General features: G+C 61.1%; 19 protein-coding genes and 1 tRNA gene. 5 read left to right on the plus strand and 15 right to left on the minus strand.

Annotated elements, in window-relative coordinates; all coding sequences use genetic code 11:
• From J2W40_RS18175 to traA, 5 genes are all read right to left on the minus strand, one after another.
• Entirely contained in the window at positions 1–963 is a 963-nt protein-coding gene (locus J2W40_RS18175) for an NmrA family NAD(P)-binding protein (RefSeq protein ID WP_310227369.1), read from the minus strand.
• 484 nt (positions 964–1,447) lie between these two features.
• Complete coding sequence (locus tag J2W40_RS18180) at positions 1,448–2,116, minus strand: SDR family NAD(P)-dependent oxidoreductase (RefSeq protein WP_476470236.1); 669 nt, start codon at positions 2,114–2,116, stop codon at positions 1,448–1,450.
• A 47-nt stretch (positions 2,117–2,163) separates the two neighbouring features.
• A complete protein-coding gene (locus J2W40_RS18190) occupies positions 2,164–3,294 on the minus strand; it encodes a tyrosine-type recombinase/integrase (RefSeq protein WP_310227391.1) in 1,131 nt (376 codons plus the stop codon).
• 255 nt (positions 3,295–3,549) lie between these two features.
• The gene (locus tag J2W40_RS18195) at positions 3,550–4,146 is read right to left on the minus strand and encodes a DUF6118 family protein (protein WP_310227372.1); all 597 of its coding nucleotides are present in this window, start codon (positions 4,144–4,146) and stop codon (positions 3,550–3,552) included.
• Positions 4,147–4,157: 11 nt separating this feature from the next.
• Entirely contained in the window at positions 4,158–6,992 is a 2,835-nt protein-coding gene (traA, locus tag J2W40_RS18200; RefSeq protein ID WP_310227373.1) for a Ti-type conjugative transfer relaxase TraA, read from the minus strand.
• 172 nt (positions 6,993–7,164) lie between these two features.
• On the opposite strand from traA, the gene J2W40_RS18205 reads away from it, so the two are divergent.
• From J2W40_RS18205 to J2W40_RS18215, 3 genes are read left to right on the plus strand one after another with little or no spacing between them, the layout of a single operon-like run.
• Positions 7,165–7,491, plus strand: coding sequence for a conjugal transfer protein TraD (locus J2W40_RS18205; RefSeq protein ID WP_310227374.1), 327 nt, complete (start codon positions 7,165–7,167; stop codon positions 7,489–7,491).
• Positions 7,492–7,507: 16 nt separating this feature from the next.
• Positions 7,508–7,729 (plus strand): conjugal transfer protein TraD, encoded by a 222-nt coding sequence (locus tag J2W40_RS18210; RefSeq protein ID WP_310227375.1) that lies wholly within the window; start codon positions 7,508–7,510, stop codon positions 7,727–7,729.
• Between the two features lie 18 nt (positions 7,730–7,747).
• Positions 7,748–7,915: a DUF6771 family protein gene (locus J2W40_RS18215; RefSeq protein ID WP_310227376.1), complete on the plus strand. Its 168-nt coding sequence runs from the start codon at positions 7,748–7,750 to the stop codon at positions 7,913–7,915.
• On the opposite strand, the gene J2W40_RS18220 is transcribed toward J2W40_RS18215, so the two are convergent.
• From J2W40_RS18220 to J2W40_RS18230, 3 genes are read right to left on the minus strand one after another with little or no spacing between them, the layout of a single operon-like run.
• Positions 7,916–8,842: a nucleotidyltransferase gene (locus J2W40_RS18220; protein WP_310227377.1), complete on the minus strand. Its 927-nt coding sequence runs from the start codon at positions 8,840–8,842 to the stop codon at positions 7,916–7,918.
• Between the two features lie 60 nt (positions 8,843–8,902).
• Positions 8,903–9,151: a sigma factor-like helix-turn-helix DNA-binding protein gene (locus J2W40_RS18225; protein ID WP_310227378.1), complete on the minus strand. Its 249-nt coding sequence runs from the start codon at positions 9,149–9,151 to the stop codon at positions 8,903–8,905.
• Positions 9,148–10,035, minus strand: a complete 888-nt coding sequence (locus J2W40_RS18230; RefSeq protein ID WP_310227379.1) for an ArdC family protein — start codon at positions 10,033–10,035, stop codon at positions 9,148–9,150. The genes J2W40_RS18225 and J2W40_RS18230 overlap by 4 nt, the downstream gene beginning before the upstream one ends.
• Positions 10,036–10,568: 533 nt before the next feature.
• Between J2W40_RS18230 and J2W40_RS18235 the strand changes: the two genes are divergently transcribed.
• Positions 10,569–10,802, plus strand: coding sequence for a helix-turn-helix transcriptional regulator (locus J2W40_RS18235; protein ID WP_310227380.1), 234 nt, complete (start codon positions 10,569–10,571; stop codon positions 10,800–10,802).
• 446 nt (positions 10,803–11,248) lie between these two features.
• Here J2W40_RS18235 and J2W40_RS18240 read toward each other — a convergent pair whose 3' ends face one another.
• The 5 genes from J2W40_RS18240 to J2W40_RS18260 all read right to left on the minus strand — a co-directional run bounded on the left by J2W40_RS18240 (position 11,249) and on the right by J2W40_RS18260 (position 22,862).
• Entirely contained in the window at positions 11,249–14,944 is a 3,696-nt protein-coding gene (locus J2W40_RS18240) for a hypothetical protein (RefSeq protein WP_310227381.1), read from the minus strand.
• Positions 14,877–19,487 carry an NACHT domain-containing protein gene (locus tag J2W40_RS18245; protein ID WP_310227382.1) on the minus strand — a complete coding sequence of 1,537 codons (4,611 nt, stop codon included), beginning with the start codon at positions 19,485–19,487 and terminating at the stop codon, positions 14,877–14,879. Before J2W40_RS18245 ends, J2W40_RS18240 begins: the two co-directional genes overlap by 68 nt.
• 157 nt (positions 19,488–19,644) lie before the next feature.
• Positions 19,645–20,550 (minus strand): nucleotidyl transferase AbiEii/AbiGii toxin family protein, encoded by a 906-nt coding sequence (locus tag J2W40_RS18250; RefSeq protein ID WP_310227383.1) that lies wholly within the window; start codon positions 20,548–20,550, stop codon positions 19,645–19,647.
• Positions 20,550–21,347 (minus strand): type IV toxin-antitoxin system AbiEi family antitoxin domain-containing protein, encoded by a 798-nt coding sequence (locus tag J2W40_RS18255; RefSeq protein ID WP_310227384.1) that lies wholly within the window; start codon positions 21,345–21,347, stop codon positions 20,550–20,552. Before J2W40_RS18255 ends, J2W40_RS18250 begins: the two co-directional genes overlap by 1 nt.
• A gap of 147 nt (positions 21,348–21,494) precedes the next feature.
• Positions 21,495–22,862: a hypothetical protein gene (locus J2W40_RS18260; protein ID WP_310227386.1), complete on the minus strand. Its 1,368-nt coding sequence runs from the start codon at positions 22,860–22,862 to the stop codon at positions 21,495–21,497.
• Between the two features lie 449 nt (positions 22,863–23,311).
• Here J2W40_RS18260 and J2W40_RS18265 point away from each other — a divergent pair, with 449 nt between their 5' ends.
• A complete protein-coding gene (locus tag J2W40_RS18265; RefSeq protein WP_310227387.1) occupies positions 23,312–23,773 on the plus strand; it encodes a Ros/MucR family transcriptional regulator in 462 nt (153 codons plus the stop codon).
• A gap of 58 nt (positions 23,774–23,831) precedes the next feature.
• Here J2W40_RS18265 and J2W40_RS18270 read toward each other — a convergent pair whose 3' ends face one another.
• A complete protein-coding gene (locus J2W40_RS18270; RefSeq protein WP_310227388.1) occupies positions 23,832–25,037 on the minus strand; it encodes a tyrosine-type recombinase/integrase in 1,206 nt (401 codons plus the stop codon).
• A 185-nt stretch (positions 25,038–25,222) separates the two neighbouring features.
• Positions 25,223–25,299, minus strand: a tRNA-Met gene (locus J2W40_RS18275).
• Positions 25,300–25,317: the final 18 nt, after the last annotated feature.

Genomic DNA, 25,317 nt, shown 5'->3' on the forward strand with positions numbered 1-25,317 from the left:
TCAGGCACGCTCCATTACAGGCTCGAAGAACGCCTTATGCTCCATGAACCAGGCGCGCAGGGACGTCGGCTTCCGGCCGAGCATCCGCTCGGCGAAATTGTTGAGCGACCACACGACGCAGTTGCGATTTTCCCACATCGTATAATCCCAACGATACTCGCCTTCCCCAGGGCGGCCCGCCATTTGATCGAATATCGGGCCCAACACGGCCATGAAGGTCTCACGACTGCCGTCATGGAAGATCTTGCGCTTGAAAACGTCGCTCATCATCTCGGCGACCGCGCCTGGCTCAAGCTGGTCCTGGCCGTTATTCATCGTATGGAACTGCCCGATGTGCCGCGCGTCATCGGAGAGCAGCAGGCGCGCGCCCACTTCGCCCAGATCGCGGGCATCAACGAACGGAACGAAGCGGGGCGGGTAGATGAACAGGTTGTGCTGACTTATCCCCTGCGCGGCCAGCAGGAAGTTGTCCATGAACGTCGCGCCGCTGTTCAAATAGGTCACCGGAAGTTGGCTCTTCTTCAGGACCGCTTTCGCAATGAAATGCTGGCTGCCGTCGCCGCCGCGCTTAGCTAGATCTTCAGGAACGTTCTCAGGCGAAGACTCGGGTTCGTAGCCCACGATTCGGACGATATGCTTGGCGGCCCCCGCCGATTGCACGGCCGTCACGAGGTTTCCCATGGCGCGCTCCTCGTTCATCCCAGGAGGTGTGACGACGAAGATGCCCTCGATATCCTTCAGCGCGACATCAAGCGAAGCCGCGTCGAGATAGTCGGCGACGACCACCTCTGCGTCCGGAAACTTCTCGCGCAGGCCCGCCACTGAAGCGTTGGAACGGGTGATGAGGCGAAGCTTCACCTCGGGTGCAGCATAGCTCACATATTCAGCGACTGGACGCCCCACACGCCCAGTGGCGCCGAACACGGCGATCGACGTGGGGATGGGCTTCTTTTCATAATCCATCGAATATCTCTCCTAGAGCCGCAGTCAGGGCTGCAGCCACCTAAGCCATACAACGGAACACTGTCAATAATAATTCCCCGACCGTGGAGTTTTTGGAGACGGCCTGCCGTGGGGGTCGATCGGCCCTGTTGCCAAGCGATGAGTGCCCGCGACCTACGGCATGAATCTCGCGTTCAGATACCAGAAGCGACTACACGAAAGTGACGTATCTGCATGTTAAGGGCCAACAAATCCGGTACGATACCAACAGAGGCTACCTGTGGGCACTCAACGGCGTGTTCAACCTATCCTTTGAGCATGTGTCAGTCATTGCGGGCGCCGATATGAGAGGGCCGCAAGTCGGCTCACAACGATCGAGGTAGAACCCTGCTCGCCCAATATGTGAGCCGGTTGCCCACCCCTGGTATGGCGAAGGATCGCCGATGAACCAGAGCGTGGACCGCATGGGCGCCGCACCGATCCACGTCCATTAAACCCACTTCCCTCACGTCAAATCGCTGAGGGCAGCCATGCCGGTGTCGATGCCACCGGGTGCAAAAGACCCAACGCTCACTCCCGTACCGGCAAACTCGACGGAAAGCGCCCGCATAAGGGTGCTCACATAGGCTTTCGACGCGCCGTAGACCGCTTGAAAGGGTACGGATGTTTCGCCCGCCAAGCTCGACACCGCGATTATTGAGGATTCGAACGGCTGCTGCCTGAAGATCGCGACGAGGCGCCCCAGCAGGTCCGTGAAACCGAGTACGTTTGTTTCGAACACCTCGGAATAGGCATAGGCTCGGTCAGCATCAAACGAACCGACGTTAGTCAGTCCGGCAGCTAAGAAAGCCGCGTTGACTTCCAATTCTATATCCCTGGCTGCGATCTTCTCCCTGCTCACGATTTCACGTTGATCAGCCACGATGATCTCGCACAGGACACTAAACCGCTTGCCGATTTCGGCTTGTAGCTCCCGCAAGTTGTCGAGCCTTCGCCCAACAATCAGGGGCTTGGCCTGGTACGATGCCGCCAAACGGAGGGCGGACGCCCTGCCCAGACCGGTTGAGGCGCCTGTAACCAGCACCCACGAGTCTTGATCGGCAATGGCTTCATGCGCTTTCCAAGGCCTTGTACAGGGCGGTTTTCCCGATCTTGAGCTGGGCCGCCGCCTCACGAACAGTTAGGCCCGCTGCTTCGATAGAGCCAGTGCAACACGCTATCTCAACCAAGTTTGGCCATGAGCCGCCCAGCGGCCCCCTGCTCTGCGGCGAGATTGCGATTGTAAGCCAGAGGCATGCGAGGGCTCTTCCAGCGCAACGCATCCATGATACCGGCGAGATCCTCACCGCTCGTAAACAAATCCTGGGTGAGCCCGACCCGCGTCGAATGCGCGCTGACTCCCTTGAGCAGGCGGGTCAGATCATCCGTCGTCAAATCGACGAGCGCGCCAGCATCGAATGCCCGCTGGATCATCGAACGATAGATCGGACCGACAGAAGCAGGATGGAGAGCCCCCTCCCCTAAGTCGTACTCCACCCGCCCCGGCACAGCCCGCTTCGGCAGCGTCTTGCGCAGATCCCAAGCCTCGCGCCCGGAGATGCTGTCGATCGACCGACCACGCGCCGCCGCCTTAACCTTGTAGCGCCGCACGTTCACGCGCCGAAACACCGCCCCCTTCTCGATGCCGGCCGCCGCTAGCCAGGCCGCAATCGCCCGGACCGTCCGCGGGCTGAGATAGGCGGTCGCCCCCTCCCCCTCCTGATCGCCCTTGCTGCGCGGGATGCTGAGCAGCCGCGCATCGGGGTCGATTGCCTCGATCATGTGCTCGACCTCGATCGCCACCAATTCCGAGGCGCGCAACCCGGTGTCATAGCCAGCGGAGAGCAGCGCGTGATCGCGCAGGCCTGGCAGATCTTCAGCGCAGCTTTCGAGCAGCGCCCGCACATTCAGGCCGCGGGGCTCGTCGCGCTCGACATTGCGCACCGGCCCCTTGAACCGCAGCGGTCGCGCCTGCTTCTGCGCCGTGCCGAGCCGGCGGCGGATCGCCTGCAGCCGCAGCTTCACCAGCGAGGCCGGCGTCGGATCCTTGAGATCGAGCAGCAGGTGGATCCTGGCGATCGACGCCTTGTAGCGGCCGAGCGACGCGGGCTTGCTTCCTTGCGCAGCGCGCGCATCGAGATAATCGGCCACGGTCTCCGGGATTGCCGGCAGCGATATCCGATTGTGGCGCCGGCACCAGAGGTCGAATGCCTCGAGATCGGACCTGAGTGCGCGTATGCTGTGCGGAGACGACGCCGCCTGGTACGCGGCGATCAGCGGCTCGTTAACGATAATGCGCTCGACCGCGTGCATCTTCACCACCGCCCAGGAAAGATCGCAGACCTGCTGCTCTATCGGCGTTGGCGTCGTTTCCCCCGCTATCAGTGCGTTTTCGTCGAGGCGCGCGGGCTGGTCCATCGTCGCGATCTGTAGCGCACATTATAAAGGGGCGTCAATTATGGACATGTGATAACTACAATTATCAATTGTTCATCATATCCGATTGTATTTTACGTTAATATGATCAGTAATTTCGCACAAAAACAGGTAGTTTTGACTTTATTATTGCTAATAAGTTCCGTCCTTTCCTATTTCAGTATTTAACTCATCGGCATGGGTGTCGCGCATTTTTATCAAAGCTACTTCCTTTATTTTCAGAGTCCGCGCCGCCATCCATTCCGGCACATGCCAGCTTGCCGGTAGAGACCTGGCGATCACCCCCGGCACAAACGACCAGAGCAGGATGCCGGCGAAGAAGGCGGCACTGCAGATACCCATTTCCCGTTTGCGCTGATGGTTCGTAGCTTGCGCGCGCAGGGCAATCCCGTCGAGTTGACCAATCGACTGGTGCATCGTGGCTCGCGCCTCATCCATCTGTCGCTTGTCATCGGCGCGCACGTCGATGGCGGCTTTGGCAAGCTCGCGCACCATGTCGGTCGGCGTCAGCTTGACGGCTGGCGCTTGGGCAATACCCTCGAGGCTTTCTGTCAAGGTCGCGAGCTGCTGGCTGATTGCACCCAGCGTCGGGTTATAGTCGGGCATCTTCTCCCGCGCAGCCGTCAGCCCCTGAATGGCGGTGTGGAGCAGTGATATCTCCTGCCGCAGCCCTTCAAAGGCTTGCGTTGGATCATCGGCAATGGCGGATTGGGGTGGGATGTCGGTCATGGGATCGGACCCTACAATCCGATTCCACGGCTACGCGAGCGGTCGAACCACTGCTGGAGGCCCTGAGAAATGGACGCGCCCTTCTGAGACCCGAGGCCAAGGTCTTTGGTGCGATTGCGCAGCAGCGACTCGAGCTGGGGATCACGATGCAGCGCCTTGGCCATGGCGTGCATGTCCTGCTTCGCGGTCCAGACAGCGTCGGAATCGCCATGGCGCTCCAGCGCCTTCAAATGGCGGGCCTTGTCCTGCCAAGTGGTGACAAAGCGATCGGCGCGGTCGATGCCATCAGCGCGGATTTGACCTTCAGCCATCATCGCCTGGATCGCGCGGTTTGTCCGGCCATTAGCCGCCTCACCGATGAGGGCCGGGTCCTTGTTCATGGCAAGGCGCATGTCTTCCGCGCCGCCGGGGCGCAGCGTGTCGATATCCTTGATCGCACGGCTGAACGCCTGCCGCTGATGGGGCAGCGGATCAAAACCCTGTTCCTTCATGCGGATGATGTCCGCCGCCGCCTGGCCATAGCGTTGCACCGCCTGATCCAGCGGACTGGGCTGCTCGGGAATGGGAATGGGTGCGCGGTTGAGCTTAAGGCCGTCGAACATGCCGCGCCGAGGAGCGGTAGATACGGGCTGCGGTTCGCGCTGTTGCTCAGTGGCCTTGGCATAATCCGACACCATGTCCTTGCCCCGCTCGCGGGTCAGCGTGCGTACGAGCCTGCCCCGATCGACAAAGTCATCATGGCCATAATGGAGATCGACCGTCCCGCGATGGCGCGAGAGCGCGACATAGGCGGCGTGACGGTCAAGCCCGGGCGTCGCCAGCACATGCACCTTGTCGACGGTCATGCCCTGCGCCTTGTGGATGGTGGCAGCATAGCCATGATCGATGGCGGCATAATCTTTGATGTCGAACGCCACGGCCCGACCATCATCGAGCATCACCGCCATGCGAAAATGGTTCACACGCTGCACGGTGGCGAGCGTGCCGTTCTTGACGCCCATGCCACGCTCATTCTTCAGGAACATCACCCGGTCGCCGGGCGCGAATTTACGCTCGCCCCGCTCGACGGTTAGACTTATGTCCTCGCCCAGCGCGCCAGCATTACGCAGCCGGTCGCGCGCAGCCATGTTCAGCGCCTGCACCTCGTCATTGGTGTGGGTAAGGATGATGCGACTGGCTTGGCGGTCTGCGACGCGATCCTTGTCCCAACGATCGATCAGATCACGCCGCGCGTCGTGCCGGGTCTCGGCGGCATGGACATGGCCTGCCTGGGCATACGCGTCGATCGCTTCGCCGGTCCGGCCAGTAGCCAGCGCCCGGGTCGCCACACGCTGCCATTCTTCACCCTGCCGCCGGATCGAAGTGATCTCGACACTGCCATGGCGCTCGGTCACCGAGCGGAACGCAGCGCCAGCCTCGATCGCCTGCAACTGCTCGGGATCGCCGACCAGCACGATCTTGGCGCCACGCTTTTCCGCTTCCCTGACGACCCGCTCCATCTGCCGGGTGCCGATCATCCCGGCTTCGTCGATCACCAGGATGGATTTGTCCGTGAGCAGTTCACGATCCTGCGCCCATTGATGTTCGAGGCTGGCGATGGTGCGCGACGCGATGCCCGATCCGCCTTCGAGATTTTCTGCGGCAATGCCGGACAGAGCCGCGCCGCGCACTTCATAGCCAGCATCCTCCCATGCGGTGCGCGCGACCCCCAGCATCGCGCTCTTGCCGGTCCCGGCATAGCCGATGACATTGCTCAAGCCCTTGGCGCTGGTCACATGTTCGAGCGCGCCGCGCTGCTCGGTCGATAGGTCGAGGCCGCGCTTGGCCGCTTGCGCCAGCGCCCGCTCGACATGGCGTTCGGCCACGCCATGATGGCGGCGCGCATCGAGCGTGGCGGTCGCTTGTTCGAGCCGCTGCTCGGTTTCCATCATCGAGCGCGATGTGAACCGGGCGTCGCCGCGCCCGTCCTTGCCCAGGGCGACGAGATCGGGCGAGGCCTTTACCGCCGCCATCACCGCGTCGAGCTGCGCCTTTCCCTCACTGTGCCGGTGAACGAACAGGGCAAGGTCGCGGGTGGTGAAGGTCGCTTGGGCCTGAGTGATCGCGTCCAGTGCGATGCCGGGTTTGGCGAGGATCTTCTCGCCATTGGCCCGCGCAATCGCATGATGCTCTTGCAGCCGTTCGCTCTCATGACCTTGCCCTGCCATGCGCGAGGCAGCCGGGCCGATCTTGTGCTGGGGTTCGAGATCGATCCGCTGCGCCTCGAGACTGCGATGATCTATGCGCGCATCGATATCCAGTTCGGCCAGGCGTTGATTGACATGGTTTCCCCAGGCCTCGCGCCAATGGGTGAGTAGTTCGCTCCTGTTCCAGTCGCGGACCTTGGCGCCAAAGCCCTCCTCACTGACCTCACGCAGCGACAGCATCACATGGGCATGAGGTTTGGGGCTGCCATCGCTGCCGATATCCCAATGGACATTGAGGTCGGCGACCATGCCCTGATCGACAAACTCCCGTTGGACAAAGTCGCGGGCCAGGCGGATGCCCTCAGCTTCGGTCAGCTCGTGTGGAATGGCGAACTCCACCTCCCGCGCCAGCTGGGCGTCCTTGCGGATCTCGGCGGCTTCGACGTCATTCCACAGCTGCGCGCGATCCCGCCATTGTTCTGGCGCGCCGTCGGGCAGCATCACTTCGCTGTGAACGACGCCCGCCTTGTTGGAAAAATCATGATGGCGGCCAAGGCGCTGATCGTGCAGCCGGGAGGCGGAGCGATAGGCGGCAGCGGCCAGCGCCGAGGATCCGGTGGCGCGGGAAATGATCTTGGCCGAGAAGTGGTAGATCGCCATGGCGACATACCAATTACCCCTAAAGAGCCACGTCGGCACGACGTATAAGCGCGCCCTCAAAAGATTTCATCAATCTCGGGAGGACGCAATCTCAGGGGATTTCACGAGATTGTGACTGATCGAGAGGGTCGATAACGCGAATGGCCTCACCCTTACAAGGAGGACATTCTCCATGCGCAAACCACGCGACTATGATGCTGAGCTGAAGGCGCTGACCGACAAAGCCCGGCAGCTCAAAAGCCGTAAGCAGAGTCAGCTAGGCGAACTGGTCATGGCGACCGGTGCGGACGGGCTCAGCGCCGAAGCGCTAGCCGGGGCGCTGCTGGACGCCGTTGCCACCACGGACAGCGCGAAACAGGAAGCATGGCGCAAACGGGGCGCGGCCTTCTTTTCAGGCAAGCGAGGCGAAGCTGGCCACAGCGCTGGCGACAAGCCGGGCGGCGGTGCAACGGGTCACGATCGCGCGTCACCGGCTGGAGGCAGTCCAGGCGCGGCATGATTGGCGGGACTGGCAGGTGAAGCGGCGCGAACGTACCCGCCATCTGATCGAACTGGGCGGGCTGGTCGTAAAGGCCGATCTGGTTGCGCTCACCGATGATGATCGCGCCGTCATGCTCGGACTGCTGGGCGAGGCTGCGGCACAGCTGCGCACAGACGATCACGAGCGGCTGCTCCTGCTATGGCGCAGATGCGGTCAACGGATGTTCGCCAGCGATTCATTGCCTGACGAAAGCTGACCAGGCATAGGCGGCGGCATGAATGAACATATGCAAGCGGCCATTCTCGCCGTGATCGAACGGGCGCCGCAATGGATCCGCCAGGATCTCACCGCGAAAGATGAGATTGTCCGCAGGCGGGCAGAAGAATCGCTGGCCGCGATGATTGCGGACGCACTCGGGAAAGCGGACCCGCAGCCCGAATGATCAGGCGATGCCTGCGGCCTTCTTAAGGTCGGCGATGCGTTCGGCGCAGATCGCGTGCACGACGCGGCCCAGCTCCTCGACCTGCTCGCCAAGCCAGCTCAGCTCCGCCTCGCTGATCCGATAATGTTTGGAATAGCGCGCCTTCACATAGGCGGCCTTGAGCTTCTCGAACAGAGAGCGATCGCGCTGGCTATCGGCCGGCCAGACGTAGATTAGCCGTCGGTCGATCCGCTCGGCCTGCGTACGCAGGAAGGCCAGATTGTGGACGTGGGGCGTGTAGAAAGTGCAGACCAGCAGGACGCAGTGATAAAGGCGTTCGGTGGCCTGATGCAGAATAAATGCTGCGTCCCGCCACTCATGCTGCGACTTGAAAAAGAGGAAGCCCTTCTGCGCTGACGCAGCAAGGGGCATCCACTCTCCAAAATATTCCTGTGCCATGGCGAGTGCCTGTTCAGGCGTCTTGGGCTTGGGCTGGTGGAATTCGCTATCTTCGCTCTCGTAGAGCGCGATCCCGTCTTTCGCGACGTCCATGAAGAAATAGCGGCCATGGGCAAGGCCGTCATTCACCTCCTGCAGGGTGTGGACGATAAAATTGACCGGAGTCTTGAGTGTCGCGGTAATGCCATATTCGCGCATCAGCCGGTCATCGACCTTGAGCCAATATTTGACGCGATCGGTAAGCCGCTGGTCGCTGACGATGATCAGAAGATCATAGTCGGACTTGTAGCCCTTGGCGGTGTGCGGCTCGTCGACCCAGGTGCCGCGGGCATAGCTGCCGTAAAGCACGATCTTGAGGATCCGACCTGCCTTCTTCCACTCATGACGCGAGAGCGCAAAAGCATCCTCGAATTCTTCGAAGATGATCTGCACCACGCGCTCCAGCTCACGCTGCTTGTCGGCGGGAAGATGATCGAGATCGTTACGCATGTCAGGGGCACCCTGTCGAACCGATCGCCCGATGGCAAGCCATCGGGCGCGGTGAAGTAATCACAGGCGATGGGACAGGCGTCGCCACCAGGGCTCAGGCTCCTGCACAGTTCGCAGGAAAATGCGCAACGCAGCGGCAAATTCTGCCTCTGCTTGACTGGCCGTGATGCCATGACGCTCGGCAAGCTGCGCATAGGTCAGGTCCTCCATGCGGATGGCAAAGAAGATCGCGCGCTGGAGATCAGTCATGCGGCGCAGCGAGCGGCGCCCGCGCCGCAGGAAGACGCGCAAGGGAAGCGGGTCGGTCATGACACTACCCCTTCCCTGTTCAGCAGATAGTCGGCCGCCTTGCTGGCTGCGCTGGCCGCCTTGAAGATCGCCCGATCATCCTCGCGCAGGACGGCAAGCCAGGATCCGATATAGTCACTATGTCGGACGGTGGGGACGATGCCTAGCGACGCGCACGTGAAGGCGCTCGCCATCTCGGCCACAAGTTCCTCTCGGGCATAGAGGGCAGAGCCAAAGCTGCCCGACTGATCGCGGGCCAGACGGCTGCCATGGCCGGTCCAATGCCCTAGCTCATGGAAAACGGTTCGAAACCAGTTGATCGGATCATGAAACGCCGCTTGCGGGGGCACGGCAACATAGTCGCCTGCGGGGGCGTAATAGGCCTTATCGCCACCTATGCGGATATCAGCACCACTGCGTTGGATGACGCTATCAGCCTCCGCAATCGAAACCAGCGGCTCCGGCATTTCGGGCAACTGGGTCAGATCGCCGGATAGGCCCTCGCATTGGTCGACATTGAAGACCGTGAAGCGCTTCAGGAACGCGATCGTCCTGGCCTCGCGATCCTCCTGGCCCGCCCGCTCTTCCTCGGCCTTGGGAATGAAGCGATCGGCGTAGCAGATAATCGTGCCCTTCTCGCCTTTGCGGACATGACCGCCTACTGCCTCCGCCTGTCGGTAGGTAAGCCAGCGCTGCCTGGTAAAGCCGCGCTCGATGACGGTAGCCCACAGGATCAGGATATTGATCCCCGAGTACCGCCGCCCGGTGACTGCGTTCTGCGGCATGGTGCAGGGACATGACGTTGCATCCCAGGGCTGCACCCAGGGGAGTCTTCCCTCTTCCAGCTCTGCGATGATCCGGGATGTGACTTCGGCGTAGATGCTCTGCCGTTCGGTCTTGCTCATGATCCTTCCTCCTTCTTCACACCGCAACCGGCGCCGGAGGGCGGGGTGGGCGGCAGGAGCGGTCCATCAGCGCCGCCGGGAAGGCAGCCTGCACCCGCAGGGCCGCAATGCAATGGAGGACCCCGGCGTAGCCGGGGTTGCAGGACGGCGAGGCGGGGCTAGGGACAAGCGACGCCCACACCGACCGTTCGATGCCGGAGGCCTAACGCCATCGCGCCGCCAGGCGCGATGACCGCATGGCGGCACACAGCGCCGTCCAGACACCGAATCACACGACGCACGCGCGGCCTGCCGCGCGTTCCGCAGCCAACACACCGTCTCACGACATCTCAAGCTGGCGAGGTCAGCCAGTATCCCACACGAACGACGAAATTTATTTTGAGTCCACCGAAGGACGCTGATGTTTGCCATAATGCGCCACAGTGTGATCGACGATTTTAGATAGATTCTCGGCCTATTGACGCCGTCCAGATGCCTGACAATCCTTTGCCTCAGGGGCGCACAAATGACATCGCAGCATATGGGATATTGCCATGACCGCTCAGCCAACCGACCGCATCTTGCGGCTCAACACCGTCCTCGATCGCACCGGCCTCAGCCGCGCGACGCTTTATCGCAAGGTCCAGGCGGGGACCTTTCCGCGACAGATCCGCATCGCCACCCGCTGCACGGGCTGGCGCGAGTCCGCCGTCAACGACTGGATGCGCAATCCGATGTTCTGGAGTGTCGATGACGCCGACAAGCGACAAAAGGTACAGTCATTGTAATGTCATCGACACAACCCATATCAAGACTGTCGCTCCCTCCCCCCCTTTGGAGCGACACCTCCCTGAACTATGGCCCCGCCGTCGATATTATCTGCGGCGGGGTTACTTTTGCCGCTCGCCAACGCCTGTGGCCGCAAGTCCGATAACGGCTGACGATGGGACCTAGCGCCCGACCGCTTCCGAAACTCGAACAACAGAGACCTGACATTCCAGCCAAAAGAGGCCGTGTCCGCTTTGCGCCCCACAATCGGTCGTTGAACCGCTCCCACCGATCGTCTGAAAGCGGACGTTGAATGAGCTTTTCCGAATTTCCGAAATGTTGGACGAACAGGAATGTCTGCTTCTGAGGAGCGAAATCTAAGGAGCTGCAATTCTAACTGGTGGACGCCACACCTTGCCGCGCGAGTTTGATGCTGGGCCCTTCGGAGACCAAGGCCCAAAGACCTTTACTCAGCAGTGCGATGTCGGACTACATAGGCGGCATTCGCAACGACGGCGCGCGTCTGCTCGCTCCAGCCGCCCGGCCAGTCGTTCAACATGTCGAGATCGATGCGCCGGCCATGCTCGCGCAAAACGTCTGCGGCCAATTGAAGCGCCTCCTCGTCATTTCGCGCCCAGAGCCATATGCAGAGCGAGGAGGCAATCGCGTCCCACTCCACACCCGCCTCCATCACCTGCTCAACATCGAGAAAGGCGAAGCTACTGTCGATGGCAAGCCGGTCGAACAGCCCAGGCAAGCGATCTACACTCCAGCAATGTCGTGAATCAGGCAGTCGGGGATCTAGCAATCGCCGACGCAAATCGAACCAACCGACGGTGTTGCAGCCATCGGCCAGCCAATCGAGTTCCTTATCGTCGATCAGGTCGAAATAGGGCTCTAGGGCTGTGATCTGCTCCGGTCGGGTCAAACCCGGATGGCCGCGCTCCCGAACTCCGAAATGCATCGTCAGATATTCAAACATCTTGGCCGGTTCGCTCGCCGCGGCAATAGCTTCTGCGACGCGGCTCAGGAGGTCTGGTGTGGCAAGATAGAGCGCTGTCTGCACCATTTGGGGCGAGGTCGAGATGCTCTCCCAATTCTCCAGCAGCAGAGGTTCTGCGATAGCGCGGGGCAGCCGGATGACCGCATTGCAGAGCGTATGGTCAATGTCGAAATCGCGGTCGGGCGACGCTGCGATCTTGGCGAAACGACTGTCGAAAGCACGGCGTAGCGCAGCCGTAAGATCATCGGACCAGATAATGCGTGTAAATTGCCACCAATATTCCCTGCTATCGCCCTCAAGCTTGAGCAGCACCAGCGGTATTGCATCCGTATCGCCTCGCTCCAGCCGTCGCCGCAGGATAGCGTCGCTCAGGACAGGATCATCCTGCCAGCTACGCATCTGGCCTAAATCGGCTTCGCCCCAACTCGATCCCCAAAGGTCGAAAGCGGTGATCCGCTCATGTTCGGTACGTCCAATATCCTGCCAGATGCCGCGCAGCAGGGCGCGACCCTCAGCCGACATGTGAATGCCATGCTCCTCGTCAGAGCGCGTCCAGTGATCCTGACCCCGGCGGAAATTGACAAGATACCACTGCGTTGACCGCGCGCGTGCATGCGCCATCGTCGCCGCGCAAAACTGGATGGCGGTGGGCTGGTCGACCGTATGCAACAAGCAATAGACCTGCCAGGACAGATCGTCCTCCAGGCCGCGCTTGGCGAGATAGTCGATGGCAGGTGCGGGCGGCTTGCGGGCGAAGGCCCACTGGATTTCGTGATCCGCAACCTCATTCTTTGGCGAACGGACTTTGTCGCCCCGTTCTTCGGGCAGCAGCGACCATTCAGCGCAGAGCGGGCCAAGCACCTCTTCGGCGGTTTCGTGGTCGCAACAGAAAGAAAAGGCCCAGAGATAGTCGTCGAGCCGAATGGCGCGACCTGTGTCCGAAGCCCAGCAGGATCGGAGGGCGGGGAGCAGCCGCGGATCCGCGACGCTTCCAGCGATGTCGAGAAGCGCCATCCGCACATCGTCGTTGATTTGTTTCGCAAGGAGCCGCGATGACAATGCCTCGACCAGCGCCAACGCATGCTCCTGCTTGGCATGCGCGATCTGGCGGTCGCGCCACTGGTCGCGCGCGCGCAAACGACGCTTGAGGCAATCTTCCACGCCCGCTTCAAGGTCGCCATTGCGAAGGCAGGCCATTCGACTGTGCGGCGTGTTCTCGGCCAACGCCTTGGCCAACGCGATGACGTCGACGCCTTCGGTCTCCATCAGCACCGCCGCAATCTCATCGCGCAACGCTCGCTTATTCTCGGTCCGGTTCGCCTCCTCTGAGAGCCATTGTCCAGCCAAATTGGTCAGCTTCCCGCGCTCCGGCGTGCCGCCTCGGCTCCCTCGCAAGGCATGAAAGAGCGCCAAAGCATTGTGGCGGCCAATGCGCTCAGGCAGGTCGGGTACGTCAATATGTCGAAGGAGCAGCGCCCCGAATACGGCCGCCAGGAAGGGATCTGCGATCAGAGCGTCATCAAGCGTTGCAGCATTGAGCAGGCCAGCGGCTGCGTCCACAAGCAATTGATCACGCACGCGATCATGTCGGAACCCAATCTTCTGGTGCGCCGAGCGCCCTTCAAGCCTGACCACCTCGCCGACGGTGAACAGCGCGCGCAATGCGGGCAAATGCGCGGTGAGCGCCGGCCATTGTGACGTCTCGCCCCAGCCGGGGGACATGCGTCGCCGCTGCAGCATCTCGCTCGCCAGTGTCTCCAGCGCTAATCGAAGCTCAGTCGACGGTACATTGGTGCGGCTTTCGCAGCGATGCAGCGATCGCTCGATAAAATCCGCGATCACCGAATCAGTGGTCGACGTCGCCCCAAATTCGTGCAGACCAATCAACAAGGGATCGTGGCCGAGGGCCGTGGAAAGCGACAGGGCAGCAGCAGTGCTGATGGGATGTCCCAGTAGCTTGGCCTTATGTTCCAGCGCCTTAACTCCTTCGTGCACTTCGAACGGCTTCGGGGGCACCAGCATTGGTTCGGCAAGACGTCGGGCCTGCTCAGGCAGACCATTGATGAAGCGCTGCCAGACCGGGCACATAATCCGCCAGGCAGGAGCGCCGCGCCGGCTTTCAATGCCGGTGTCGCTTGCCCAGCGGGCCAACTTCTCGATTACGCGCGCCGGATTGGCGGCGTGATTGATGTCCTCGACCAGCAGAAGCAGCGGCTGGGTGGGCGACGCCAATGAAAAGGCGTCGGGGGTTTGAGCCAGCGCCGGATGCAGCCGGCGAAGCGCCTCCAGGACCGCCGCCGGCAGGGAAGCCGCTGTCTCCAATATGTCCTCGGTAAGGACGAGCGCGAAACCGCCGCCGGCAATCCATTGGCGCATGGAGCGAAGGCAGGCCACGGTTTTGCCCGACCCTGACTCGCCAATGATGAAACTGACGGGACGGCGCGATTTGAGCAGCTGTCGATCGAGATCACGGCTGATCCAGGCGCTCGTAAGTTCGGGTGGCGCCACTGTCGCCAAGCTCTGCTGGGACAATTTTGCCAGCAGTGAGGTGGAAAGAAGTTCCTCTTCAATGCCAAGATAGGTTCGGCGTATTGTTTGACCGACGGGATCGAGATCGAGCACGCGAGCCAGCCGCACGCGCGACCAGATATCGATAGTGATCCCGTGCGTCGCACCCAGCGCAGTGGCGTCTCGAACGAGTTGCTCGCCGGGTTCCTGGTTCGTCGTCAGGAACAGCGTGGCGGCAAGAACGGGCGTGCGCTCGCGCTCCTCCGCCACGATTTTCGCCGTCTTGGCGATGTCACCCATCCGCGCCTTGGAGGTGCCGGTGGTTGCCATCCATTTCGCTCGCAGATCGCGCTCGGCGGCGGTTGTGTGATGGATCGCGATCAGATGCGGTGGTGTAGCGCCGCGGACAAAACCGATATTGTCGACCGGCGAAGCGCGTGTCCTCCCCGCAGCATTGACACCTTGCTGCGAGAGAGCGGCGCACAGGGGTTCTGCGTGCTGCAGGATGCTCAGTGCCAGTTGTTCAAACTTGCCCTCATCCGTGATCTCGGCAAGCGCCTTTATGGTGCGCGGATCCATGGGGTCAGTTCGCGGCGTCGTCGGAATAGCCGAAAGCGAGCCACAAAGGCTCAGCGGCTGCAGGCCAGGCATGGCCGGACGTGATGTGCGGGTGATAGGTTTCGGTGACCGGCTTGCCATAGTGATCGCGAAGGCGGTCGATAGCCCTTAGGCAGGCGGGATAAATGCGCTGATCGGGTGATGCCCGCCACTGAGTGAATGCACGTTTACGCAGGACGGGTAGGGGCGCGCCTTCGAGTTCGAACGCATTTGCCATTCCTTCGACAGGAATCCGTGACACAGCAGCATGTTCGAGGCGGTCGAGAAAGAGGCGACCGATCGCTGTTCCCGCGGGCTGTGCGCCGAGCTCCATTAACAGGATCGCGTCATCCTCATTCATGGTTTGTGCGATAGCATCCGCAATGGTCGTGCGCTTTCCGTCGTGGTTCATCTCTCCGACCATTGTCTTGGCGCGACTGCGCACGTCGATGGAATGCGCCAGAGCGGATGCGAGAGCTTCGCGCAGCATATAGGTATCACGCCAGCCTTTCGGGTCTTCCACGGCGCCGATGACAGCGTCGAGCAGGGCTTCGTCTGCCTCATCCGTCCCGATCCTCGCCAGCGCCTGGGGCATGTCTTCAAACAGCAGCTCCGGACTGTGCCGCACTAGAGCGACGAGGGCGCGGACGGCAGTCGGCGAGATCGAACGGCCCAGTGCGCGAACGAGGTCGTGCAGTCGGTATCTGCGTCGCGCTCCACCCGGCAAATCGTCGAAACTGGGGAGCGCCGCTTCGGCGTCATCTGCGAAGGGAACCAGGCGAAGCCAGGCGTCCAGCCGCCAATAGTCGTTCTCCTGCACCCATTTCATCGCTGCGAGATCTGCGGCGGCAAGCGCAACCCCGTGCTGGATGATGTGCGCGGGCAACATCTCGCCGCGTTCCGCAAAAGTCTTGCAGAAATCCAGAAGCAGTCCGTTGTCCTTGCCCGCTTCGATTAGCGTTCGCAGTGCTGGACCCCGATCGCCGTAGTTCATGCGGGTCACTGGGGCTGCTAGCCGGAACGCCTGTCCGATCGAATCCTTGTCTCCCGCCGCGACCAGTTCGCCAATACGGGCGATGATGTGTGCAGCGATGGGGTGGGGCGCGCTTGCGCGGCGTTCGATCAGGCGATCGCGCCGTTCCTCCAGATCGTCGAGGGATGGGCCCAGCGGCCCCTGCTGCACGGGATCGACCTCCAGCAATTCCCCGAGCACCAGTGCCGCGTCCAATTCGAAGGTCGTGTCATTGAGGCGCTGGGCCATTGCGTCGATCACGACATCGCCAGCTATGGCGTTGGCCCCAGCGCGATATTGAATGTCGTACCCCATGAAGGCTTCGTTCGCGCGCGGGTTGCTCGGATCGATGGCGCGCAAGGCGCGCTCTTCTGCATGCTGCGCGCGATCACGGTCCCACAACGCCAAGAGCGACGGCCATAGCGCGCCGCTCGCGAGCCGACCGATCAGCTTCGCCAGCTCCGCCAGGTCGTAGCGCCGCAACTCGTCCCCTTGCGCAAGCAGAAGGGCTGCCCAGGCCTGTGCAAGCTGGATGAGAGTCTCGCGCGCCTCGGTCGAGATGTTGAAGTCCCGTTCTTCCTCGTGGCCGCGCCAGTCAGCTAGGATCGAGATAAGGATGGCGGCCTGGTGCGGCTCGGTAGCGGTGCGCGCGGCGATTTCCTGTACGAGCAGCTCGAGCCTGACGCCGCGCAGAGCGTCCCTAACTGCCTGCGATTCTTCACTGCGCAGTGCTGCCCGGTCGCCGGAGCGCACAACAAGATGATCGACGAGGCTGGCAATGGACTGTTTACCGAGTAGCTGCGCGGCGAGCTGTTGCCGCGAGAACGTCCGGTCCTTCGTCGTGGCAATCGTGATCAGCTCGGACTGTTCCGCCGGCTCCATGCCAACGACAAACTGGGATGCGCGATACGGGATAGCGTGGTTGCCGAGCAGTCGGGTGATTAGCACGTCCTGAAAAACGGTCGGAAACCTCCGGAATACTTCCTGTTCCAGCTCGTGGCTCGTCCAATGATTGTCCGTTTTCAGGTCGAGCGTGGCCGCGACGATCGCTTCCGGCGTCGCGCAGTCGAATTCCAATGCGAGCCTTAGCCAGTCGATGCCGTCCGCATCTTCGAAGCGTTTGCGACGGAGCTTGCTCCATCGCGCGCGATGCTTGTCCGTCGCATTGTCTGGCTCGCGACCGCGCGCCAAGGCCTTCCACATCCTATCCGGCAGCTGGTCGAGCAGATGTTCCAGACTTGCGCGCTCATCGCGAAAGTCGAGATAGTCGATCACACTGGACACCACATCGGCGCTCGGGTCGCCGACGGCGGCAGACAATGCGCGGGTCAGACTGACGGTATCGCCTTGCTCCACCAGGTCGGTGAGCAGAACGCGCCGGGTCTCGCTCTTGAGCTTGGGATAGCGTCGCTTCCAGTCTGGCTCGAGCGTGCTGATAGGAAAACTGCGACCCGAGCGATGAAGATCGAACAGAAACTCCCGGCCATTCTCCAGCGCGTCCCACAGCGCATTGCCAAATTGCTCCAGTCCGGTTGCGAGTCTGAACCTGTTCGTCCGTGCCAGGTCATCGGCGCTCCAGCGTTCGGCGAACGCGATGAGCTCGTCATCTAGATCGCTGCCCATACAGGAGCGCGATCGATGGAACATGTCTGCGGCGAGGAATGGATCAATCCCGAGCGCCGTAAGGACGAGCGCCTGGAGCTGCTTCGGCGCGATTTTAGCATGAGCGAGGCGTTCTACGGCAAATAGGATCGTCACGGACCAGAAGGGCGCGTCGATCAAGGCGCGCAGCGATTCACCGATGGCACCCCCACTCTCATTCTCGATCATGTTCGCGACGCGGAAGGACGCAAACCACTCCTGGATCAACTGGTGCTGAAGGCTGATGCTGCGCTGGCCTGGCTCCCCCATGCCGACGAGGAGATGATGGCTGATCAGTATGTCCAGCACGGCCTGCGGCGCGATCGGCTGCATCAACAGCTGGCGCGCCCGCAAGTCGCCGGCCAGCTCTCCGATGGCAGGAATAAGTTCGGCCTCCGACAGGATGGTGGTTCCAGCATCCATCAAGCGATCGGATAGCAGCCGCAGGAAAGGGATATGCTGTCCATCGAGCGCGAGGCGGAGCTGCTCGCGCCGTGCCGGCGTACCGCCGGCATCAGCAACCAGACCAGCGATGACGGTCTCGCGATCGGTCGGTAGCTCGCCGGCGGCGCCCTGGCGCAGAATAGCCGCAAGGAACAGGGGTGTGCGCAGCAGCGGACGGAGGGCGGGCAGCGCACGCGCGCGCACGACGAGATCATGACCCGATGGTCCGAGCAGTCGTGAAGCAGCATCAAGTTGCCGGCTGCGATCAAAAGGCAGGACGTCCAGTGCCGGCACCTGCGCAAACGGGCTGGCCGCCCCTGCCCGCGTCGCGATCACCAGCAGCATTTGGGGATAGTCGCGCCGGAGCGCCTCAAGCTCGCCCCAGGCCCATGCGCGTTGGTCAGGATTGAGTTCGTTCCATCCGTCGAGGAGCAGCACGAGCTGGGCACCATGCGCCAGGACGGCGAAGTCGGCCTCGGAGAATGTGGCGAAACTTCCTTTGCTGCAAATCTCCGCAGCGATTGTGTCTCGACGCAGCGCCAACGTCGGCAGACTCCGCACGATCGGAACGAGCGACGGCTGAGCGAGGAGCGTCACTGCAATTTGATGGAGAGCCTGGGTTTTTCCGGCACCCGGCTCGCCGACGAGAATGACGGAGCGGGCCGCCCGCAATTCGGCTTCGACCCCGTCTCGTTGAACGATTCGTTCGGTTGCTTTGCCTTCGCGCGTCGCAAACACCGGATCGATGAGAAATGCCTGATCGCGGTCGCGAAAAATCTTTAGCTCCAGCTCGGCCCCGCGCCGGCCGGACGCCAACGCATCGCCTGCGCCTGTGGGCACTTCGCACAATCTCGTTCCGAACCGATCGCGCAGCAGCTCCACGGTGCGGCTGACGTCGACCCGGATCGCCCGCACATTGAGCTGCTTGGCGAGTGCTTCGAGAACGGCGAAGATTTGTGTGGCGTTAGCGCCTTCGCGTGGTCTGGTCCGCTCCAATTGATCGATCGCGCGTAACCGGTCGGTGCCAAGGTCGTTTGTTGCCTGAAGCTGACCAATAACGAAATTGCGCCAGAAAAGATGAAGCTGCCGCGATGTTGGCATTGCTCCCAAATGGCGCTCCAGGATGTTCGTGACCGTCCCGTGCACCTTGCGGGTCGACTGCCCCATTTGGCGTGCAATGGCGGCAACAAAGGCTTCGGGATCGGCTTCCAGCCGCGCTTGGTCTCTGAGGCGCTGGCAGGCGAGCAGATTGTCACTCGACACGGATTCAGCGAGGCCGCCTGCAAGATCGCGTCCATCGACGAAGTCCGGCAGCAAGAGAGTCGACCAAGCAGCAATGACGACCTTGGCGAAGTCGTCATCCGGTCCGGATTTGAAGGGCAGGCGACGTTTCAGCTGGAGGTCGAGGGTCCCGCGTCGGTCTGCATCATCCTCCCATTCGATCACGATATCGTCGAGCGGTCGACCATTGGCACTCTGTTGGACCGCTACGCTGGTCACTACCCCAGGACACAGGGGAGCATGTGTTCGCGTGACGAGCGCTGTTAAATAGACGGCGATGGTGGCGTGCTCGTAGCTCGTTCCGATGCCGCCTGTCGCTTCCGCGATGTGATCCGGTCGGGCGGCAATTCCTCCGCCTCATCGCCATCCTCTGCGGTCATGCGGCAGCCTGCGCGCGCAATTGCTCGATCAACGCCTGCGCTTCGCCCTGTCGCTGCCCCTTCGCGTCAGCGACGAGGACTTTTTCAGCTTCAGTCAATTGCTCGAGGAACTGAAATCCGTCGGCGACGCGCCCGACCAATGCTTTCAGTTCGGGGTTTTCATCCTTGCGCAGCAGCATGCGCAGGTCATCGACATCATATTCCGCACCCGAGATGCGGTCACGGAAACGAGCGAACGACAAGCTGTCGTTGACGCCCCAAAGCTTTAGGACCGCAAGGGATCGGATGCGGTCGCGGTTGATTGGTCGCTTCGCGATCTCCGATAGATCATAGAGGTCGCGCACTTTCGATCTCTGGCTGGCGGCCCGAATCTTCTCGCCGACAATCTCTTCGAAGGCCAGGCAAGGGATGGCCGCCGGCGCGAAAGGCAGGAGCCCGAAATAGTCCTGGGCAATTTGGTCGATAGGCACCACCGGCAAGATTGGCAGCTCGCGCGTGCTCACCTGGATCTTGATGCGCACGCCCCGGGGGTTGGCTTCATGCGAGCATATGGGATTGGCGGAGAGACCGTCGTCGATCCGATACCAGTCCTTGTCGCGCTCAAGGACAAAAGTGATGCCGTGATAGGGCGCGTCGTGCAGGGTGGACGCGATTTCGAGCAGGAGATCGTCGCCATCGATGTCGCTGCACTTCGTGAAATCAAGATCTGTCGAGAGGCGCCCGCGTGGGCCGAAGACCATCTTGCGCAGCATCGTGCCGCCTTTGAACGCGAGATGTTCCAGCAGGTGCCTTTCCTGGAACAGCTGGAGGATGTGCGTCAGGATGATGTCGATCTCGACATTCCCGATATCCCGCGCGCCTGATCGCTGCGCGGTCATGCGCAGTTCTTTTGTTGTGAGCATTAGTGGTCCCCGCGTTTCAGCCGGGGTACATCGGCAAGGAGATCGCTGCGCGTGGCGTGAACAAACAGCCCCCATTCGCTGACATAGCCGATGTCATCGGGTTGGCGCTCCTTTCGGCCGAATACCGACCGCATGGACAGCGGGACCGCCTGACGCAGTTGACTGCGGTCGACTTCGGGGAAATCCCATCCGACCAGGTCGATAAGGAAGCCAAGGCGCTGAAGCATGGACCTCGACCCCATCTGCAGCGCATCGGTCACGAGATCGGCGGGGTTCACAGTTCGTGATGCACTAAATATGATGCGTGCCACTTCCGACGGACCACCCGCCAGCGAGGGGCGGTCGACACAATCAACAGCTGTTTTGGACGGTGTCGAGAGTTGGGCGGTTCGGTCGTAGATTTCGAAGGTGGTGAAGCCGAAGAACTTGCGTGACGGGAGATGTACGAACCGGACAGGGTGGCCCTCGATCGCGACCGCATCGCGGGGTTTGAGCACCGCCACCGTCGTCAAGCGTGGACGCTGCGTCGTCATCCCGTGGAAGGCGGCAGCAGACCACCATCCCACATAAGAAGGCTCGACGGCGGCCGATGCGAGCGCAATCACATTGTTCTCGCCCAGATTTTCCGGACCGTGCGACGGAGGCAGCACCATATAGCGGCCGCCGACGAGACGGGTGAGCCAGCCTTTTCGCACGAGGTTCCGGACCACCGAGCGCGCCGTCGTTTCTGATCCCAGCAGTTCGATCACATCGGCCGCTGAGACAATGTCACGCTCTTCCTCTGCCAGCGACAGCATCAGGCGTGCTTCATTCGGCCCTAAAGTGCGGAGATTAGAATCCATGCCTCTTTGTAGCTCGTACAGCAAATTTGGCACTCTTTTTAATCAGTAAAAAATTAGAAAAATATCTAAATTTGTCGTATTACAACAAAAATGCCTATCAAATTAATCTGACGGCACGTCCGCTTCGCCCTGCCTGCGCCCCTGACTGATGATGGCAAGGCGCATATCGATGACGTCCTTGCGCTCTCTGAGGAGCGCCTCATCGCTCGGAAGATCGACGATCTCGAGCCAGTGGGCGTGGCTGCGTACGTTGGGCGCATGCAGCATGAGATAGTGAACGTGCCGGGTCAGAAGCATGCGCAGATACTGGGCCATGACGCGCAGGTCGTCGTCATGATCGCGCGCATGCACATATTCGTTCCGGACGCGCGAGATATGCCCTAGTTTCCACCGCGCGATAAGAGGGTCATGTTCGGCGAACGCGGCCCGTTGTATGATCCGCGTGTAGTTTTTCTCGCGCGCCTGCGGATCGCCGTAGAGCTGTTCGAGAGCCGACCAGTAGCGCAGCAGACTATAGCTCTGGTCTCGCGAACCCATGGCGTTTTGCATCAAGCGCAGCACCCTCACCAGCACGCCGCGAAGCGGATGGACGGTAAGTGCGGCAAGGGCCGCGCGCACCTGAGGAATGAAGCGCAGCACCGCCGGCATGTCGATCGGATGCACGCCCCAGGCTTCCTCGTCGAACTCGGAGTTGAACCACACATGCTCCCCGCCGAGAAAACGCCGCCCTTCGAACACGAAATGATAGGGCCCATGCCAAAGCTTCCCCTCGGCCCAGCGTTCATTGCCCTTCGCCCAGCGTCCCCGCATCTCGTACATATTGAAGAGAGCCATGACGATGTCCGTCGCGTCGAGCATCCGCGCGACGGCATTCTCCTCGTCGCGGGCATCGCAGCGGGTGATCAAATAGCCGAAGAAGATCGGCATTCTGGGATCGACATCCCCGTAACCATTCAGGAAATACTCGTCCTGCTGCATATAGACGGGAAGATCGCTGGCACTCTGGAAGCTTACTTCGTTCCAGCTCAGGCGAAAACTGGAAGCGAAGGCCATCTGGCGTGCACGGAATTTTGTCCACATCGCATAGCGTCGAGGCGGCTGAGAGAGCCGCAATCTGGCGATGCGGCGCGCTTCGGAAAGGAGCGCGTCATTCGTGAGCGGACCATTTTTGCGGCTTGTCCATAAGGCTTCGCGCAAGAGATAGCGCAGCTGCCGACCCGTAAATCCGGGATCGGCTTCAAATGCGTCGGGAAGAATGCGCTCAAGTTCACCGGAATCAAGGTGATGAAAGTGAAGGACCCTGTTCTCGTCAACCGTCGTGCCTGCCTCGAAGCGTGCAAGCAATTCGGTCAGCTCCGCGTCGGAAACGAGCCTGGACTGACGACGAATTGGCATTCTTGTCTCTGGAACGCTCTCGATTGGTAATACTGCGTTGGTTGCATTTTGAATGAGGCGGCGCAAGGTGGGCATGCTCGAACCGCCGGATAGCCGGGTCGCCAATTCGCGGCAGACACTGCAGTCTCCAGTGAAATCATCACTTCTAGAGGCAGCACCGCCTTGATGACCGCAATCGCAGTCCGAGCACTCGATATGGAACAGGCGAGGTAAATTTGGCCTTGTTTCCGGCATAGCATGCCATGAGCAAACGGCCGCTTTGTCGGCGACTGCTGACCTGGCCACTGGCTTGACCGAATGTCAGCTTTCCCAAAATCCTCATCTGATACCAGACAGTCAGGAAGCGGCCCAGTTCCGGCCATTGGGTGAAGGTCCGGTTGCGAGAAGCTGAAACGTAGCTCTGCATGACCGACAAGGGTCGACAGCGGCTTGACGGCTAAAGTTGCGAGATCCGGTACTGGTAATATGACCTACCGGCTGCCAATGGATAATCTCCCATGGTCGCAAATAAGGAGAGACATGCTATGTCCGCCGACGAAACACTCATCGCGCTTACCGCCGATATTGTAGCCGCGCATGTCAGCAACAATAGCGTGGCAGTCAACGATCTCGCCGCACTGATTGCCAATGTGCATGGTGCCCTTGCGGCTCTGGGCGAACCTGCCGTCGCTGAAGAAGTAAAGCAGGAACCTGCGGTGTCGGTACGTGCGTCGATCAAGCCGGACTATATTATCTGTCTCGAAGATGGCAAAAAGCTCAAGATGCTCAAGCGCCACCTGATGACCCATTATCAGATGACCCCGGCGGCCTATCGGGCAAAATGGAACCTGCCGAGCGATTATCCAATGGTGGCGCCAAGCTATGCCGCGCAGCGCAAGGAGCTCGCCCACAAGATTGGCCTGGGCCGCAAGCCGCGCGTTGTTGAAGCAGCGCCAGTCAAGGCGCCCCGCCCTGCCCGCGCCAAGAAGGTGGTCGAACCTACCTGATATAAGGAGTGTGGGGATTGTGAGCGACCATCCCCACACCCTGCTGCAGACTGATTGATCAACCGGGTGCCGCAGCCTTTTGCGGCACCTCGATCATGCTCAACACATAATCCGCCCATTGCTGCAGCATGCGCCGACGCGGTGTGAGATAGAGGGCACTATTGTAGGCACCACGCACCTCATCACGATCGGCATGAGCAAGGGCCATCTCTATCCAGTCAGGCCGATAGCATTCCGCTTCGTTCGCCCAGGTCGAGGCGATGCCCCTAAACCCATGTACCGTCTGCCGCCCGCGATAGCCCATGCGATAGCAGCCATAGATCATTGTGTTCTGCGATACGGGCAGTGCCGGCTTATCGCCGGCAAAGACGTAGCGGCCCTGGCTATAGATCCGCACGGTCTTCAAAAGCACCACCACTTGGCGCGCAAGCGGCACGATATGCTCGCGCCCCATCTTCATACGCTCCGCAGGCACCCGCCAGATTGGGGCAGGCCCATCAAGCCCCTCAAATTCCTCCCAGGTGGCAACCCGGGTCTCATTGGTTCGCGCCCATGTCAGCAGAGTGAATAGCAGGGCATCGCGCGTCACAGCCCGGCGCCGGGGGTTCTCATCACCATCGTAGGCGTGGATTGCCCTCACGAGCGCAGGCAACTCCCCTGCCCCGACCCGCGGCATATGGCGCACCCGTGGCTTGGGGCGTAGCAAAGTCGCCAGTCCGGCAGCCGGGTCATGGCTGGCCCAGCCCTGCGGGATAGCGAAGAGATAGACCTGGCTGACATGCTGACGCAGCCGGCGGCTTACATCGAGCGCCCCGCGCGCCTCGACCGCCCGGAGCATCTCCAATATATCGGCGGCCGAGATTTGCTTGATATCGCGGTGCCCCAATACAGGAAATACGTCCCGCTCCAGACGCGAAAGGATGCGTGCTGCATGGCCAGGCTCCAGCGCGCTCACCCGATTGGCATGCCAGGCCCGTGCGGCAACCTCAAAGCTGACGATCGGCACTGCCGCCCTGGGTCCAGGATATTCGCCCCTGGCAATGGCGAGCTTGGCCTCAGCGCGACGCAGACGTGCCTGTGCGAGACTAACCTCAGGATAGCGTCCGAACGAAAGCAGCTTCTCTTTACCGTCGAACCGATATTTCATGCGCCAAAGGCGCGAGCCGGTAGGACGGACCAGCAGATAAAGGCCTTGGCCATCGGCCAGCTTATAATCTCTAGATCGCTTGGTAGCGTAACGGACCTCGAGTTCCTTGAGGGGCATGGGGGTATCTCCTGCTGGACGCAGGCTATTACCCCAGAAAATACCCCCAAATGCAAATCGACGTCCTGGGATTTGCCGCGATCCAATGAGCGACATTGCGATCTCAGGAAACGGCGCAAATCCGCCAAAAAGAGCATAAAAAAACCGCCCCGGGATGATCCGGAACGGTTTGATACAGCGACCTGTGGTTGCGGGAGTAGGATTTGAACCTACGACCTTCAGGTTATGAGCCTGACGAGCTACCGGGCTGCTCCATCCCGCGACACTGGTTGCCCCTTGT

Source organism: Sphingobium xenophagum, from assembly GCF_031457465.1.
GTDB classification, from domain to species: domain Bacteria; phylum Pseudomonadota; class Alphaproteobacteria; order Sphingomonadales; family Sphingomonadaceae; genus Sphingobium; species Sphingobium xenophagum_A.

Excerpts from the sequence above, each read along its gene's own strand:
- J2W40_RS18260 (WP_310227386.1), bottom strand. The coding sequence starts at position 22,862 with ATGCCCACCTTGCGCCGCCTCATTCAAAATGCAACCAACGCAGTATTA.
- J2W40_RS18190 (WP_310227391.1), bottom strand. The coding sequence starts at position 3,294 with ATGCACGCGGTCGAGCGCATTATCGTTAACGAGCCGCTGATCGCCGCG.
- J2W40_RS18230 (WP_310227379.1), bottom strand. The coding sequence starts at position 10,035 with ATGAGCAAGACCGAACGGCAGAGCATCTACGCCGAAGTCACATCCCGG.
- J2W40_RS18265 (WP_310227387.1), top strand. The coding sequence starts at position 23,312 with ATGTCCGCCGACGAAACACTCATCGCGCTTACCGCCGATATTGTAGCC.
- J2W40_RS18175 (WP_310227369.1), bottom strand. The coding sequence starts at position 963 with ATGGATTATGAAAAGAAGCCCATCCCCACGTCGATCGCCGTGTTCGGC.
- J2W40_RS18215 (WP_310227376.1), top strand. The coding sequence starts at position 7,748 with ATGAATGAACATATGCAAGCGGCCATTCTCGCCGTGATCGAACGGGCG.
- J2W40_RS18225 (WP_310227378.1), bottom strand. The coding sequence starts at position 9,151 with ATGACCGACCCGCTTCCCTTGCGCGTCTTCCTGCGGCGCGGGCGCCGC.
- traA (WP_310227373.1), bottom strand. The coding sequence starts at position 6,992 with ATGGCGATCTACCACTTCTCGGCCAAGATCATTTCCCGCGCCACCGGA.
- J2W40_RS18250 (WP_310227383.1), bottom strand. The coding sequence starts at position 20,550 with ATGCTCACAACAAAAGAACTGCGCATGACCGCGCAGCGATCAGGCGCG.
- J2W40_RS18220 (WP_310227377.1), bottom strand. The coding sequence starts at position 8,842 with ATGCGTAACGATCTCGATCATCTTCCCGCCGACAAGCAGCGTGAGCTG.
- J2W40_RS18235 (WP_310227380.1), top strand. The coding sequence starts at position 10,569 with ATGACCGCTCAGCCAACCGACCGCATCTTGCGGCTCAACACCGTCCTC.
- J2W40_RS18240 (WP_310227381.1), bottom strand. The coding sequence starts at position 14,944 with ATGCCTGGCCTGCAGCCGCTGAGCCTTTGTGGCTCGCTTTCGGCTATT.
- J2W40_RS18255 (WP_310227384.1), bottom strand. The coding sequence starts at position 21,347 with ATGCTGTCGCTGGCAGAGGAAGAGCGTGACATTGTCTCAGCGGCCGAT.
- J2W40_RS18195 (WP_310227372.1), bottom strand. The coding sequence starts at position 4,146 with ATGACCGACATCCCACCCCAATCCGCCATTGCCGATGATCCAACGCAA.
- J2W40_RS18205 (WP_310227374.1), top strand. The coding sequence starts at position 7,165 with ATGCGCAAACCACGCGACTATGATGCTGAGCTGAAGGCGCTGACCGAC.
- J2W40_RS18270 (WP_310227388.1), bottom strand. The coding sequence starts at position 25,037 with ATGCCCCTCAAGGAACTCGAGGTCCGTTACGCTACCAAGCGATCTAGA.